The organism is Actinacidiphila oryziradicis (assembly GCF_005047355.1).
Classification (GTDB): domain Bacteria; phylum Actinomycetota; class Actinomycetes; order Streptomycetales; family Streptomycetaceae; genus Actinacidiphila; species Actinacidiphila oryziradicis.
The window spans coordinates 136,917-151,751 of sequence record NZ_SUMC01000012.1; the positions used below are offsets into that span (position 1 = coordinate 136,917).

The 14,835-nt window shown below is 68.5% G+C and carries 11 protein-coding genes and 3 pseudogenes; 10 read left to right on the forward strand and 4 right to left on the reverse strand.

Going from position 1 to position 14,835, the window contains the following annotated elements:
- The first annotated feature begins 2 nt into the window (after positions 1–2).
- The 5 genes and pseudogenes from rpsA (at position 3) to FCI23_RS15780 (ending at position 5,532) form a co-directional block, all read left to right on the forward strand.
- A complete protein-coding gene (gene rpsA, locus FCI23_RS15760) occupies positions 3–1,511 on the forward strand; it encodes a 30S ribosomal protein S1 (RefSeq protein WP_136724514.1) in 1,509 nt (502 codons plus the stop codon).
- A 226-nt stretch (positions 1,512–1,737) separates the two neighbouring features.
- Positions 1,738–3,261 carry a flavin monoamine oxidase family protein gene (locus FCI23_RS15765; protein WP_136724558.1) on the forward strand — a complete coding sequence of 508 codons (1,524 nt, stop codon included), beginning with the start codon at positions 1,738–1,740 and terminating at the stop codon, positions 3,259–3,261.
- A gap of 117 nt (positions 3,262–3,378) precedes the next feature.
- A complete protein-coding gene (locus FCI23_RS15770; RefSeq protein WP_136724515.1) occupies positions 3,379–4,314 on the forward strand; it encodes a PAC2 family protein in 936 nt (311 codons plus the stop codon).
- A 59-nt stretch (positions 4,315–4,373) separates the two neighbouring features.
- A pseudogene (coaE, locus tag FCI23_RS15775) lies at positions 4,374–4,973 on the forward strand (dephospho-CoA kinase); the annotation flags it as partial.
- A 187-nt stretch (positions 4,974–5,160) separates the two neighbouring features.
- Positions 5,161–5,532 (forward strand): tetratricopeptide repeat protein, encoded by a 372-nt coding sequence (locus FCI23_RS15780; RefSeq protein ID WP_136724516.1) that lies wholly within the window; start codon positions 5,161–5,163, stop codon positions 5,530–5,532.
- A gap of 156 nt (positions 5,533–5,688) precedes the next feature.
- Here the strand turns inward: FCI23_RS15780 and FCI23_RS15785 are convergent.
- Positions 5,689–6,503 (reverse strand): annotated as a pseudogene (locus FCI23_RS15785) (N-formylglutamate amidohydrolase).
- Positions 6,504–6,574: 71 nt separating this feature from the next.
- Here FCI23_RS15785 and FCI23_RS15790 point away from each other — a divergent pair.
- On the forward strand, positions 6,575–7,030 hold the full coding sequence (locus FCI23_RS15790) for a cupin domain-containing protein (RefSeq protein ID WP_211265341.1): 456 nt from the start codon (positions 6,575–6,577) through the stop codon (positions 7,028–7,030).
- Positions 7,031–7,065: 35 nt separating this feature from the next.
- Here FCI23_RS15790 and FCI23_RS15795 read toward each other — a convergent pair whose 3' ends face one another.
- Positions 7,066–7,647, reverse strand: a complete 582-nt coding sequence (locus FCI23_RS15795; protein WP_136724517.1) for a methylated-DNA--[protein]-cysteine S-methyltransferase — start codon at positions 7,645–7,647, stop codon at positions 7,066–7,068.
- A 199-nt stretch (positions 7,648–7,846) separates the two neighbouring features.
- On the opposite strand from FCI23_RS15795, the gene FCI23_RS15800 reads away from it, so the two are divergent.
- Positions 7,847–8,773: a hypothetical protein gene (locus FCI23_RS15800; RefSeq protein WP_136724518.1), complete on the forward strand. Its 927-nt coding sequence runs from the start codon at positions 7,847–7,849 to the stop codon at positions 8,771–8,773.
- A gap of 107 nt (positions 8,774–8,880) precedes the next feature.
- A pseudogene (locus FCI23_RS15805) lies at positions 8,881–9,755 on the forward strand (MHYT domain-containing protein).
- On the opposite strand, the gene FCI23_RS15810 reads toward FCI23_RS15805, so the two are convergent.
- Positions 9,712–10,737 carry a chitinase gene (locus tag FCI23_RS15810; RefSeq protein WP_136724519.1) on the reverse strand — a complete coding sequence of 342 codons (1,026 nt, stop codon included), beginning with the start codon at positions 10,735–10,737 and terminating at the stop codon, positions 9,712–9,714. The pseudogene FCI23_RS15805 and the gene FCI23_RS15810 sit on opposite strands and share 44 nt — an antisense overlap.
- 157 nt (positions 10,738–10,894) lie before the next feature.
- Positions 10,895–11,392: a hypothetical protein gene (locus FCI23_RS15815; protein WP_136724520.1), complete on the reverse strand. Its 498-nt coding sequence runs from the start codon at positions 11,390–11,392 to the stop codon at positions 10,895–10,897.
- Between the two features lie 210 nt (positions 11,393–11,602).
- Here FCI23_RS15815 and FCI23_RS15820 point away from each other — a divergent pair, with 210 nt between their 5' ends.
- Together FCI23_RS15820 and FCI23_RS15825 are read left to right on the forward strand one after the other, a co-directional pair.
- Positions 11,603–13,648, forward strand: coding sequence for a bifunctional polysaccharide deacetylase/glycosyltransferase family 2 protein (locus FCI23_RS15820; RefSeq protein ID WP_136724560.1), 2,046 nt, complete (start codon positions 11,603–11,605; stop codon positions 13,646–13,648).
- The gene (locus FCI23_RS15825) at positions 13,645–14,757 is read left to right on the forward strand and encodes an acyltransferase family protein (protein ID WP_407645966.1); all 1,113 of its coding nucleotides are present in this window, start codon (positions 13,645–13,647) and stop codon (positions 14,755–14,757) included. The genes FCI23_RS15820 and FCI23_RS15825 overlap by 4 nt, the downstream gene beginning before the upstream one ends.
- Positions 14,758–14,835 lie beyond the last annotated feature (78 nt).

Below are 14,835 nucleotides of genomic sequence, written 5' to 3' on the forward strand. Positions count from 1 at the left end.
TAATGACGAGCAGCACCGAGGCCCCTCGTACCACCCCGCAGGTGGCGTTCAACGACATCGGTTCCGAGGAAGCCTTCCTCGCCGCGATCGACGAGACGATCAAGTACTTCAACGACGGCGACATCGTCGACGGCGTCATCGTGAAGGTCGACCGGGACGAGGTCCTGCTCGACATCGGTTACAAGACCGAAGGCGTCATCCCCTCCCGCGAGCTCTCGATCAAGCACGACGTCGACCCGAACGAGGTCGTCAAGGTCGGCGACGAGATCGAGGCCCTTGTCCTCCAGAAGGAGGACAAGGAAGGTCGTCTCATCCTGTCCAAGAAGCGGGCTCAGTACGAGCGCGCCTGGGGCACGATCGAGAAGATCAAGGAAGAGGACGGCATCGTCACCGGTACCGTCATCGAGGTCGTCAAGGGTGGTCTCATCCTCGACATCGGCCTCCGCGGCTTCCTCCCGGCCTCGCTGGTCGAGATGCGCCGCGTCCGCGACCTCCAGCCCTACGTGGGCAAGGAGCTCGAGGCCAAGATCATCGAGCTGGACAAGAACCGCAACAACGTGGTCCTGTCCCGCCGCGCCTGGCTGGAGCAGACCCAGAGCGAGGTCCGCCAGACCTTCCTCACCACCCTGCAGAAGGGCCAGGTGCGCTCCGGCGTCGTCTCCTCGATCGTCAACTTCGGTGCCTTCGTGGACCTGGGTGGCGTCGACGGTCTCGTCCACGTCTCCGAGCTGTCCTGGAAGCACATCGACCACCCGTCCGAGGTCGTCGAGGTCGGCCAGGAGGTCACGGTCGAGGTCCTGGACGTCGACATGGACCGCGAGCGCGTCTCCCTGTCGCTGAAGGCGACCCAGGAGGACCCGTGGCAGCAGTTCGCCCGGACCCACCAGATCGGTCAGGTCGTCCCGGGTAAGGTCACCAAGCTCGTTCCGTTCGGCGCGTTCGTCCGCGTCGATGAGGGCATCGAGGGCCTGGTCCACATCTCCGAGCTGGCCGAGCGGCACGTGGAGATCCCGGAGCAGGTCGTCCAGGTCAATGACGAGATCTTCGTCAAGGTCATCGACATCGACCTCGAGCGCCGCCGCATCAGCCTCTCGCTGAAGCAGGCCAACGAGGCCTTCGGTGCCGAGCCCGCATCGGTCGAGTTCGACCCGACCCTGTACGGCATGGCCGCGTCCTACGACGACCAGGGCAACTACATCTACCCCGAGGGCTTCGACCCCGAGACCAACGACTGGCTCGAGGGCTTCGAGACCCAGCGCGAGGCCTGGGAGACCCAGTACGCCGAGGCGCAGACCCGCTTCGAGCAGCACCAGGCGCAGGTCATCAAGTCCCGCGAGGCCGACGAGCAGGCAGCGGCCGAAGGTGTGGCGGCTCCGGCCGGCGCGCCCGGCGCCGGCGCGGGCCTCGGTGGCGGCTCGTACTCCTCGGAGTCGGACGACAACTCCGGCGCCCTCGCGTCGGACGAGGCACTGGCGGCGCTTCGCGAGAAGCTCGCGGGCGGCCAGAGCTGAACGCTTGGCCCCAGCTGGCCACGCGCCACGCACGCTGAAAAGAAGGGCCCGCTCCCATGGGAGCGGGCCCTTCCGCGTGCCCGGCAGGACTGCCGGGCCGGGGTGGCCCGTAACACGCCACTGAGAGAGTCCCCTGCGCCAGCAGCGAAAGGGGACATGACAGATGACTCAGTTCAACCGGCGCGATTTCCTGCGGACTGTCGGAGCCACCGGTGGTGCCGGCGCGATGTTCGCCACCATGGGAGCGCTCGGTCTCGCGCCCACCGCCCAGGCCGCCACCCGGGAGCCAGCTTTCGACGCACCGAGGAAGAGCGACTTCACTCTCTCCGGAAAGGGAGCCGCCAAGGTCGTCATCGTCGGCGGCGGCATCGCCGGTCTGACATCCGCGTACGAATTGGGCAAGGCGGGCTACGAGTGTACGGTCCTGGAGGCCCGGGACCGGGCCGGTGGCCGCAACTTCACCGTGCGGGGCGGCGACACCACGACCGACCTGTACGGCAACCGGCAGACCGCGAAGTTCACCGACGGCCACTACATGAACGCGGGCCCCGCCCGAATACCCCAGTGGATGATCACCCTCGACTACTGCCGCGAACTCGACGTACCCATCGAGGTGTTCACCAACATCAACGCGGACGCCTACATCTACAACGAGTCCGCCGGCATGACCAGCCCGATGCGCTACCGCACCGCCAAGGCCGACACCTACGGCTACGTATCGGAACTGCTCGCCAAGGCCACCGACAAGGGCGCCCTCGACGCGGAGCTCACCAGCGACGACCGCGAGCGTCTGATCGAGTTCCTCAAGGACTTCGGCGACCTGGGGGACACCCTCGACTACACCGAGAGCGAACGCCGCGGCTACTCGGTCGTCCCGGCCGCCGCAGGCACCCCGGAAGTGCGGTGCAGCAACGTCCCGACCGCGTCGGAGGTCCTCGCGACCGGCGTCGGCCGCTACTTCTCCTTCGAATTCGGGTACGACCAGGCCATGCTGATGTTCCAGCCCGTCGGCGGCATGGACCAGATCCCCAGGGCCCCGGTACGGGCGATCGGCGCGCCCAAAGTCCGCACCGGCTGCGCCGTCACGAAGATCACCGACACGGGCGGCGGAGTCACCGTGACCTATACGCAAGGGGGCCGCACCCACCAGATCGACGCCGACTACTGCATCGGCGCGCTGCCGCCGAACATCCTTGCCAAGATTCCGCACAACCTCGGTACCGGAGTCCAGTCCGCGCTCGAGGCCATCACTCCGCAGTCCGCAGGCAAGATCGGTCTGGAATACCGGTCCCACTGGTGGGAGAGCGACCACAACATCTACGGCGGCATCACCGAGACGGATCAGGACGTCGTCCACATCTGGCACCCGTCCTACGGCTTCCACGGCGAGCGCGGCGTCATGATCGGGTATTACAACTACGCTGACACGGCCGATGCGTACGCCAAGCTCACCCCGAAGGAGCGCGAAAATCGCGCCGTCACCACCGGAGTGAAAATCTACGGCGACAAGTACCTTACGGAGCTGGCCTCTTCCTTCTCCCAGCACTGGCGTCAGTTCTCCCATCAGGAGGCCGCCTGGCACGACACGCCCGGCGGTCCGGACGACGCGCGCTATAAGCCGCTCAACGAACCGTCCGGGCGTGTCTACTTCGCCGGCGACTGGCTCAGCTACACCGCCGCCTGGCAGCATGGCGCTTTCACCTCGGCCCGCAAGGCCGTGACCGCCCTCAACCGGCGTGTCCTGGCATGACATCTGACAACCGTCCGTAAAAGCCTGCGGGAATGCGCGGACCCCGTCCATCGTTGAAGCAACGATGTGCAAGGGTCCGCGCACGACCGCGGCGGACCGCGAAAGGAAGGGTGCGCGGTGTTGGATCCGCAGGGGCTGTACGAGTTCGTACCGGGCGGGGCCGAGGCGGTTGACGAGGCGGTCGGCGAGGCCGGGCCGGTGATGATGTACCACCTGGAGGGGTATATCGACGCGGGCGAGACGGGCTCCCAGGTGGTGGAGCAGCTCCTGGAACGGCTGGAGTACCAGGTTGTTGCCCGCTTCGACGCCGACCGGCTGGTCGATTACCGTGCCCGCCGCCCCATGATGACCTTTGAACGCGACCACTGGTCGACATACGAGGCACCCGAGATCGTTCTCTACCTGGTGCACGACACCACCGGCGCGCCCTTCCTGCTGCTGGCCGGACATGAACCGGACGTGGAATGGGAGCGCTTCACGGCCGCCGTGATCGAGATCGTCGAGCGGCTCGGCGTCCGGCTGGCGATCAACTTCCACGGCATTCCCATGGGCGTCCCGCACACCCGCCCGGTCGGCCTGACACCTCACGGCAACCGTATCGACCTCATGCCCGGTCACCGCAGCTGGTTCGACGAGGCCCAGGTGCCCGGCAGCGCCGAGTCCCTCATCGAGCTGCGGCTCTCCGATACCGGCCGCGATGTGCTGGGCGTCGCCGCCCATGTGCCGCACTACCTCTCCCGTTCCTCCTACCCCGAGGCGGCGCTCGCCGTCCTGGAGGCGGTCACCGCGGCCACCGGCCTGGTGCTGCCGGAGGTCGCTCACGCGCTGCGGACTGAGGCCCATACCGTACGCCTGGAGATCGACCGCCAGGTCGAGGAGGGCGACGCCGAGCTCGTCTCGGTCGTCCGCGGCCTGGAGAACCAGTACGACGCCCTGGCCGGTGCCTTGTCCCGCGACAGCCTGATCGCCGAGCCCATCGACCTGCCGTCGGCGGACGACCTCGCGGCGGAGTTCGAGCGCTTCCTTGCCGACCGCGAGGAGGACGGCGCCTGAACGAGGCTGAGGGCGGCCGGAAGACGCTCCTGAGTGGTTCTCAGCAGTAATCTGGCCGCATGCTGAGAGTTGGGTTGACCGGTGGGATCGGGTCGGGCAAGAGCACGGTGTCCGCGTTGCTCGTCTCCTACGGGGCGGTGCTGATCGACGCCGACCGTATCGCCCGCGAAGTGGTGGAGCCGGGCACCGACGGGCTGGCTGCCGTGGTGGCCGAATTCGGCGAGGACATCCTGGCGGCCGACGGCACCCTGGACCGCCCCGAGCTCGGCCGAATCGTCTTTGCCGACGAGAGCCGTCTCAAGGCCCTCAACGCCATCGTGCACCCCTTGGTCCGTGACCGCTCCGCCGAGCTGGAGGTCGCTGCCGGGCCCGATTCCGTGGTCGTCCAGGACGTCCCCCTGCTCGCCGAGAACCGGCTGGCACCCCTCTACGATCTGGTCGTCGTCGTGGACGCCGCTCCCAAGACACAGCTCGACCGATTGGTACGGCAGCGCGGCATGCCGGAGGACGACGCCCGGGCCCGGATGGCCGCCCAGGCCACCCGGGACGAGCGCCTGGCGGTCGCCGATCTTGTCATTGACAACGACGGTCCCTTCGAAGCGCTTGAGCCCCAGGTCAAGAAGGTGTGGGAGGAGCTGCGGCGCCGGGCGGGGGGGGGGGGGGGGGGGGGGGGCGGGGGGGGGGGGGGGGGGGCCGCCCCCCCCCCCCCCCCCCCCCCCCCCGCCCGGCGACATGACACCCCCTGGCAGCCGCTCCTGGCGGGAATGCGGTTGCGGACGTTGACGTTGGGTATTTTTGATCCCACGATCAGACACCAGGCACCGCATTCCGGGGAAGGAGACGCCCGTGCCCGAGCGCACCCCCGAGACCCATGTCATCGACTACCGCGCCGCCGAGCAGCTGCTGGCCGCCCGTGACCCGCGCGGTGCCGTCAAGCTGCTCGACTCGGTCATTGCCGCTCACCCGGAGAACACCGCCGCCCGGCTGCTGCGGGCCCGGGCCTTCTTCCTGGCAGCGCAGCTGCGTCCGGCCGAGCTGGAGTTCCAGATCGTGCTGGAGCGGGAACCGGACAACGCGTTCGCGCACTTCGCCCTGGCCCGCACACTGCAGCGGGCCGGCCGACCCGAGGAAGCGCTGCGTCATTTCCGGCTGGCGGCCGCGCTCGACCCGCAGCCCGAGTACCTGGAGGCGGCCCGCTTCGGGAAGGCTGCCGGCTGATTCTGCGGCGGTCGGCACAGGGGACTGCTGATATCCCGCCGTCTCACTCCCGTTGAGGTTCCGGTGCACGCTTTCTGACGCTGCCGCAACCCACGGGGTCTTCCGCCACACATGGCGGCCGAGTTCGTGTTCGCCACGGCCACCCCGGTCACCGTTTCACCGAATTGGATGTGGCGACCTGATCTGCGCGGCGTCAATGAGGGTGACAAGCGCCGCCACCAGCGTGTCGATGCCTTGGTGCGGGGGGCCGCCCGGCTCCGTCATATAGGTGTCGCGACGGATCTCGACCATGAGGGCGGCCACTTCGGGCGTTTTTCGGTAGTGCTCGAGCGGCACATATGTGCCGGAAAACGGTGAGTCGAGGCCGACGGCGCCGACGGGCGCGAACGCCTCCCGGGCTGCTTCGAGCAGCCAGCCCGGGGTGTGGAAGGCGCATCGGTGCCCAGACAGACTGCCGGCCTGGGCCGGTCGCCGTGCAGTTCGTACGGCAGCGGCACGCTCGGATACGAGTGCACATCGATCACGACCGCCCGGCCGGCCCCGGCCAGCCGGTCCCGTACGCAGCCGGCCATGGCGGCGGCGTACGGGGTGAAATACGCGTCCAGTAGCGCCTTCTCATGCGCGGGATCGTCCTCGCGCAGCCGTTTGCCGTGCGACGTGCGGGTGTAGACCGCACCCATGCCGACAGCCCGCATCTCCTCGCGCTCGTCCGGGAAGCGCTCGGGGTCAACGACCAGCCGGGACAGCGCATTGGTGAACAGCCAGGGGGCAACCGCCGCCCCGGCGGCGGCTCGTGCGGCGATCAGGCCGGTATGGGCGTCCGTCATGTGATCCAGCTCGGCCCCCAGCGCGACATCGTCCAGCAGGATCCGCGAGCGGGCGGCGGCGGTGATGGCGCGGGAGGCGTGTGGTACGTGCAGTACCACCGGGGAGCTGACCGCGCCCGCATTTTTGGTGATCGTACGGTTCACGGCACCCCAGCATGCCCGATAACGTGGCGCCGTCGTAAGTGCATTGGGGAGAGGTACGTGTGGACAGCAGCATGTTGGGCCGGATGCGCAAGTGGGCTCTGGTTACCGTCTTAGCGGCGGTGATTGGGGTAATGCCGTCGGCGGCCCTCGCGACGCCGGGGAGCGGTGTGACGGGGACGATCCTTGCAAAGGGCACCACCGACTCCGGAATCAAGATCAAGACAAAGGGACGTACGGATGTCATCGTCCGCACGATCACAGTCGAGCCCGGCGGCTCGACCGGCTGGCACTACCACCAGGGCAAGCTCATCGCGGTCGTGCAGTCCGGCACTCTGACCCGCACCATGGCCGACTGTTCCGTGGAGACCTCGACCGCCGGCCAGTCCTTCATCGAGCCCGACGGCGCCGACCACATCCATATAGCCCGCAATCTGGGCACCGTGCCCGTCGTCCTCTACGTCACCTACCTCCTGCCCGAGGGGGCCCCGCTCTCGGTCGACGCACCCGACCCCGGCTGCGGCGGCTGATGCCACGACGGGACAAGAGTGCGGGGAGGGCCCCGTCAGAACAGCGGCTCCGGGAGGACGCCCTCCAGCGCCAGCAGGGTCCGCTTGATCTCCAGGCCGCCGCCGAAACCGCCTATGCCGCCGTCGCTCTCCACGACGCGGTGGCACGGGACGACGACCGGGAGCGGATTGGCACCCATGGCTGTGCCGACCGCGCGCGCCGCGCCCGGCTCGCCGAGCCGGTCGGCCAGGTGCTGGTAGCCGACGACGGTGCCGTAGCGGACGCCGGCGGCGAGTTCGCGCTGGACGCGCCGGTTGAAGCCGGAGGTCAGCGACCAGTCCAGGTCGAGCGTGAAAGCCCGTAGCTCGCCCCGGAAGTACGCGTCCAGCTGACATATCGCCTCGGCGAGATGACGGGAGGGAGCGTCCTCGGCCCGCTCCCGGGACAGCTCCTGCGGCGCGGCCCCCAGCCGCCGGGCGAGCCGGTCCAGGGCGGTGTGCGTCGTCTTCTCGTCCGCGTGGAAGACGACCTGGAGCAGCCCCTGCCCGGACGCGGTGAGCAGCAGGGGGCCGACGGGTGTGTCCCGCACGGCCCAGACCGCTGCGGCGGTCGTCGTGTACTGCCCCGTATCCGTCATGGAACCAGCCTAGGCCGTGCCCGGCCGGTCATGTGCGGTCAAGGTCTGCTCCGCTGCGGTACATCGCAAGGCGGGGAGATTACCCGCGATGGCGCCGCGCGACCCGGTCAGGGCCCCGAAACCACTCGCGCGAGTGGTGCTTTTCGACAGCTGTGTCACAGCGGGTAGTCGACACCGTCTGTATGGGGAGGGGGCGGTCATGACACGCAATGACTACACCTTGGCGCTGAGGAAACTGGCGCGCGACCAGGACCGCGTGACGACGATCGGACAGTTGGCCGGGATCGGCGTGCCGCAGTCGTTCGTGCGCGAGCGGTGCAAGCCCGGAGGGCGGTGGCAGCGGCCGCTGCCCAGGGTGGTCGTGCTGCATTCGGAGCCGCTGACCGAGAACCAGCGCCGGCGGGCGGCGCTCGCCTTCGCGGGCCATCCCGCGGACGAAGTGATGATCACCGGCGCCGCGGCCCTGGCGCTGCACGGGATCGAGGCGGCGCCGCTGCCCTCGGGGGTGCCGGTGGTGGATGTGCTGGTAGCGAGCATGAGCAGGATCCGGACGCACACATGGGTGCGCGTCCACCACACGCGCCGTCTTCCGGCGACAGGCTGGGTGGACGCCCTGCCGGTGGCCCCGATGGCGAGGGCCGCAGCCGACGGCGTAAGCGTCTCGTGCGATCCGGAGTGGGCCGGGGACGTGATCCGCGAGCTCGTGGGGGAGCGGGGTATCCGGCCCGGCGAGCTGGCCGAGGCCCTGGGCGCCGAGGTCCTGGGACGGCGGCCGGGAGTGGCGCGGTTCCTGGGCGAGGCGGGGCTGCGGCCACCGGCTCATGGGTTGCTGCGGACGATGGTCGCAAGAGCCGGGCTGCGGCCCCCGCTGTGGCGGCCGACGCTCAAGCTCGACGGTGTGTTCCTGGCGGCGCCGGACGCCTTCTGGCCGCGTGACGGGGTGGTGCTGGACTTGAGCCGGGGCGCCGGCGGGAGCCGGATGGAGGCGTTGGGACTGCGGGTGCTGCACGTCGCTCCCGGCGCTCTGACGAGGCACCCCGGGCAGGTGGTCGCGGCGCTCCGGGGCGCGCTGACGGCCGGTCCGTACGGTCCTCTGGAGAGGATCACCGCGTTGCCCGGCGGGTGATTCCGGAGCAGGTCACGGCTCGGTCTCGAAGCTATGGGATTCCCCAAATTGGATCCAATGCTGCTGCGCCCGTCCTAGTGTGAGCATTCTGAGGAGATCAGGGAAACATGGTGGGGGTTTTCGTGGCTGCTTCGTACGGCGATGTAAACGATTTCAGCTACGGAGTCATCACGCCCTTGGTGGCGTTCCTCATGGCCTGCCTGGGCGCCGCCTTGGGTCTCAGGTGCACGGTCAGGGCCCTGTCGATGGACCGCCCCGGGCGGGCCGGCTGGCTCGCCCTGGGAGCCACCGCCATCGGTACGGGGATCTGGACCATGCACTTCATCGCGATGATCGGCTTTTCCGTCGCACAGGTCAAGATCGGCTACGACGAACCGGTCACCATCGCGAGCCTGTTGGTGGCGATCGCCGTCGTCGGCATCGGCATCTTCATCGTCGGAGTCCTGGGGCGCGGCCGCTGCTGCTCGGCGGCATCATCACCGGTCTCGGTGTCGCCGTGATGCACTACCTGGGCATGACGGGCATGCACCTGCAAGCGGATTTACAGTACGACCCATTGACCGTGGCCGCCTCGGTCGGCATCGCTGTACTGGCCGCGACCGCCGCTCTGTGGTGCGCGGTTTCCATCAAGGGCGTCTATATGGGGCTGGGAGCCAGCCTCATCATGGCAGTCGCCGTCAGCGGCATGCACTACGTGGGGATGGCCGCCCTGCGGGTGCACGTCCACGGATTCGACGCCGGCGCCGTGGAGGGCACCACCTCGGCCGCTGCTTTGGCCCCGCTACTGATCGGCCCTGTGGTATTTCTCTTCCTCGCGGGTGTCGTGGTCGCGCTGGACCCGCTCAACACAGACCAGCCGGCCCGCCGCGACCTGCCCGATCCGGTCGTGTACCCGGACGCCTACCCGGACCCGGCACAGCCGCCCGCCGCCCGGCACGTTACGCACCGGTCCGCCGAGCGGCGCCCGCCAGAGCCCTGGTGAAGGCGAGCGGCTGCTGAGTGACGCCGCTGCAGGTGCTCTGCGCTGTGTCCTGGGTGCCGCCCGCGCATTCCTTGTCGCGGTCGGCAGCCCACATCGACAGCAGGCCGACGTGCCTGTCCCGGGCGAACGCGGCCAGCTGCGTGGCGTCGCTCACAGTGAAGACCTCCCCTGCGATGTCGTTGGCCCCGATCATCGGGGTCACCCCGAGGGCCTTCCAGGCGGCGCTGCTGGACAGTCCGAGCACCTTCTCGATCTGGGCGTGGCTCGCGGTGGCCGCCTGGACGGCGTACTGGCCCATGTTGCCGCGCTGCGATTCGCCGTAGTCCATCGCCATGATGTTCACGGCTGAGATGCGTACGCCTTGCGCCTTCGCTTCGGCCACTTGAGCCAACGCCTCTTTGGACAGGCCGTCCGGTATCGCGGGCAGGGTAAAGGTGACGTCCAGCCGGGCATCCTTCTGCAGCCGGGCGATGGCCTGCATCCGGCGCGTGCCGGCGGCGGTGTCGGCCAGGGCGGCATTCTCGATGTCGAAGTCGAGCCGGGTGAGTCCATAACGGTCGATCACCGTTCGGTAGGCGGCGGTCAGTCCGGAGACACTGCCGCAGGCCTGGGCCAGGTCGGTACCGTCGGCGCCGCCGAAGGACACCCGCGCGTCACCGCCCGCCTTGCGCAGCGCGGTGATGCGTTGGTCGAGGGTGGTGTGCGTCAGACCGGACTTGCCGCCCCACTTCGGGGCGCAGCCGTTGCCGGACACGACGAACCCCAGGGTGAAGTCCTTGACACCGGTCTTCCGGGCGGTGGCCGCCATGTCGAGGACGGTGGCCAGTGCGGTGTCGATGTACGGGGAGAATGTGGTCGTCTCCGCGGTGGACGAGGAGCCGCCCCGGAGTGAGCCGCCCCAGAGTGAGCCGCCCCAGAGGAGGACGGCGGCCACGGACGCCAGTGCGGCGGCGGTGACCCCGCCTATCAACTTTGCACGCATCCACGCATCTCTCTTTCCGGACCAAAGCCAGAAGGCTATCAGATCTTGCATTCTTAAAAACGCTCATTAATTTCCTGTGAGTGGCTTCATGAAAAAATTAACTGAGTGGATTTAACAATTTACCTGCTGATGAAACTGCTATTGTTTGCGGCATGAATCAGACGACTCGTCGACGGAATCGGCCTGCCCGGAAGGGGCCGGTCTTCGTCGACTCATCGGGGGGCCGGGCCCGCACTATCCGGCGTGTGGGAATGTTCGTCGGAGTCGGCTGCATCGGATACACGACGGTGCTCGGAGTCGCCTTCGCCGGGGGAAGTTCAATTGCGCCGGCGACGCTCATTCCCAGACCGTCCGCGTCTACGGCCGTTTCCCGGACGGAGTCCAAGGCCTCGTCCGGGAAGGAGGACAAGAAGGTGGTGGTGAAGAAGAATTCCGCCTCCGAGCCGGTCGTCCCGGTGGCAGACACCAGCGCGGGCCCTACGCTGTCGGCGAGGCCGGCCCCCACGGCTAAGGCGTCCGCTTCCGCCAAGGCCTCGAAGACCACCCCTCCGGCCACGGCCGCCTCAGCGAGCGCGACAGCGTCCGCCGCTCCCACCCCCACCGCGACGGCCGGGCCGAGCGCCTCCGCCTCGTCCCGGCCGTCTGCCACAGCCACCGCGACCGCTACCGCCTCCGCCTCGCCCAGCGCCTCCGCCGGCCGGGACTACGCCATGGGCAGCGATGGCAGAAACAGCCCGGGCGGTCTCGGGTGAGCCGTCACGCCGTGCCCGGAGCGGTGAGCAGGGTGGCCTCGGTCGGACGGCACGCCGTGCCGCGCCCGCGGGTGGTATTGGCTTTGCTCGGACTGTTCGCCCTGGTGTGCGTCATGCTCATGGACGGCTATCTGCACTCGGAGATCGGCAATGACAGCCGCATCGACACCGGCCAGGACTCGAGCAAGGTTCCCGACAAGATACTGAACGGGGGGCCGGTCCTCACCTTCAACGCCAAGGGTCAGCCCGCCACTCACCGGATGCCGAAGAAGACCATCGCGCTCACCTTCGACGACGGTCCCGACCCGGTGTGGACCCCTCAGATATTGAAGGTGCTGCGCGACAACGACGTTCCCGGCACCTTCTTCGTCGTCGGCCAGATGGCCGCCCGTTACCCCGACGTGGTCCGTCAGATAGTGGCCTCGGGCAGCGAGATCGGCGTGCACACCTTCTCCCACGTCGACCTCGCCTACCAGAGCCCGTCCAGGATCAACCGTGAGCTGTCGCAGACCCAGTTGGCGCTGGCCGGCGCCGCCGGCATAACCAGCTCGCTCTTCCGCGCCCCGTACTCCTCCGAGACGAACGCGATCAACAACAAGAGCTGGCCCGTCTACCAGTACATCGGCGCCAAGGGGTACCTCAGCTGCTTCGTCGACCTCGACAGCGAGGACTGGACACGCCCGGGCGTATCCAAGATCATCAGCAATGCCACCCCGAAGAACGGCGAGGGTGTGGCGGTCCTGTTCCACGACGCGGGCGGCGACCGTTCCCAGACGGTCCAGGCCCTCGGCACCTACATCAAGAAGATGAAGGCCCAGGGGTACACCTTCACCACCGTAACCGCAGGCCTGGGCGCGCCGAGCGCCAACCACCCGGCGAACGGCAGCGAGTTGTGGGAGGGCCGGGCGCTCCTCTGGTCGGTGGCCGTCGCCGAGTACATCATGCCGGGCCTGTCCTGGCTGCTTCTCGTGGTCGGCGTGGCGATGATGGGGCGCCTCGGGATAATGCTGGTATTCGCCGGGCGGCACCGCCGGATCCGCCACAAGAAATCCTTCGGCTGGGGGCCGCCGGTCACTGAGCCGGTCAGTGTCGTCGTGCCCGCGTACAACGAGAAGGAGTGCATCGCCAATACGGTGCGCTCGCTCAGTGTGAGCACCCACCCCGTCGAGATCCTGGTCGTCGACGACGGCTCCACCGACGGCACCGGTGACATCGTCGAGGCCCTGGGGCTGCCAGGCGTCCGGCTGATACGGCAGGAGAACGCCGGCAAAGCGGCCGCGCTCAACGCAGGCCTGGCGCAAGCCAGTTACGACCTGATCGTGATGATGGACGGCGACACCGTCTTCGAACCCGACACCGTACGTGAGCTGGTGCAGCCCTTCGCGGACCCGGCCGTCGGCGCCATCGCGGGCAACGCCAAGGTCGGCAACCGCGGTACGCTGATCGGCGCCTGGCAGCACATCGAGTATGTGATGGGCTTCAATCTCGACCGCCGTATGTACGATCTGTTGCGCTGTATGCCCACCATCCCCGGCGCGATCGGCGCCTTCCGCCGCCGGGCGCTGGCCGACGTCGGCGGCATGAGTGACGACACGCTCGCCGAGGACACCGACGTCACGATAGCTGTGCAGCGGGCCGGGTGGCGGGTCGTCTACGCCGAGCGTGCCCGCGCCTGGACCGAGGCGCCCAGCAGCCTCGGCCAGTTGTGGCGGCAGCGCTACCGCTGGAGCTACGGCACTATGCAGGCGCTATGGAAGCACCGCCGTTCGGTCGTCGACCGGGGGCCCTCGGGACACTTCGGGCGTGTCGGGATGCCGCTGGTGGTGGTCTTCCAGGTCATCACACCGGTCCTCGCGCCGCTGATCGATCTCTTCACCCTCTACGGGATGCTTTTTGTCAGCCCCGTGAAGTCGATCCTGGTGTGGGGCGCCGTCCTGGGGCTCCAAATGGCGTGCGCGGCCTACGCCTTCCGCCTCGACCGTGAGAAGTACCGGTATCTGCTGATGATGCCGCTGCAACAGATCGCGTACCGGCAGATGATGTACCTGGTGGTGATCCACTCCTGCGTCACCGCCCTCACCGGCGGACGGCTGCGCTGGCAGAAGCTCAAGCGCACCGGCGAGGTCGAGGCCCCGAAGGAAATGGCGGGTATCCGGTGAGCGCCCTCGCCACAGCTGCCCCGTCCCGCCGCCAGGGGGCCCGGCACGGCACGCGGTCACCGGTGGCCGGCGGCCGCGACCGCTACCTCGACGCGCTTCGCGCCCTGGCTCTGGTGCGGGTGGTCACCTACCACACCTTCGTGTGGGCCTGGCTGAGCCTGGCCTTTCCCTCCATGGGTGTGATGTTCGCGCTCGCGGGCTCACTGATGGCCCGCTCGCTGGAACGCCCGGCGCTCCCCGTGCTGCGGGGGCGGCTGCGGCGTCTGCTTCCGCCGCTGTGGCTGTTCGCGGCCGTGGTGGTGCTGGCGATGATGATCCACGGCTGGGCCCCGACGGCGCACCACATCGGATCATGGTGGACGGCGATGCTGCTGTGGGTCGTCCCGGTCGGCGACCCGCCGGGCAGCGCGTGGGCCTCGCAGGCCACCGACATCCTCTGGTACCTGCACACCTATCTGTGGCTGGTGCTGCTCTCGCCGCTGCTGCTGAGGGTGTTCCGGCTCTCGCCGGTCGTCGTGCTCTGTCTCTCACTGGTGCCGATCGTGGTCCTCCAGACCGTATGGGCCCCCCCGGACAACGACGCCGGGACCGTCGCCACCGACGTCGCCACCTATGTCACCTGCTGGCTGCTCGGCTTCGCGCACCGCGACGGCCTGCTCGAACGGCTGCGGACCGGGCCGGCCCTGGTGATCGCGGTACCCGTCATGGCAGCCGGTGGCTGGTGGGCCTTTCACCACCTCCAGGACGGCACCTACGACCTCAACAATATCCCGGTCGCCCAGGCCTTGTGGTCGGCCGGCTTTGTAATGGTCCTGCTCGGATTCCGGCCGAAGATGGACTGGGTCGGAAGAATCCGGCCATTGGAGAGGCTGATCGGCATATTCAATGCCCGGGCGGTCACGATCTACCTCTGGCATGAGGTCGCGCTGGTGCTCAGCGTGCCGCTGATCGACGCGATGTGGCAGGTCACAGCATTCGAGCTGTCGCTTCCACTGGGCAGCACATGGTTCCAGTTCGGTGTCACCTGGGTGCTTGTCGCGGTGGCGGTCATGCTCTTCGGCTGGCTGGAGGACATCGCGGCGAGGCGCAGGCCGATGCTGTTGCCGTAGGCCCTGCCGTAGTGCCGGGGGGTTCGGGCCTGTCCTCTTTCGGGCCCGGGGCTGCCCCGGGCCGGGCCCGGCGCAGGG

What these genes read in the sequence shown, in the direction of transcription:
- rpsA (WP_136724514.1), top strand. Translation starts at nt 3, where the DNA reads ATGACGAGCAGCACCGAGGCCCCTCGTACCACCCCGCAGGTGGCGTTC.
- FCI23_RS15765 (WP_136724558.1), top strand. Translation starts at nt 1,738, where the DNA reads ATGTTCGCCACCATGGGAGCGCTCGGTCTCGCGCCCACCGCCCAGGCC.
- FCI23_RS15790 (WP_211265341.1), top strand. Translation starts at nt 6,575, where the DNA reads ATGTTGGGCCGGATGCGCAAGTGGGCTCTGGTTACCGTCTTAGCGGCG.
- FCI23_RS15795 (WP_136724517.1), bottom strand. Translation starts at nt 7,647, where the DNA reads ATGACGGATACGGGGCAGTACACGACGACCGCCGCAGCGGTCTGGGCC.
- FCI23_RS15800 (WP_136724518.1), top strand. Translation starts at nt 7,847, where the DNA reads ATGACACGCAATGACTACACCTTGGCGCTGAGGAAACTGGCGCGCGAC.
- FCI23_RS15810 (WP_136724519.1), bottom strand. Translation starts at nt 10,737, where the DNA reads ATGCGTGCAAAGTTGATAGGCGGGGTCACCGCCGCCGCACTGGCGTCC.
- FCI23_RS15820 (WP_136724560.1), top strand. Translation starts at nt 11,603, where the DNA reads ATGCTCATGGACGGCTATCTGCACTCGGAGATCGGCAATGACAGCCGC.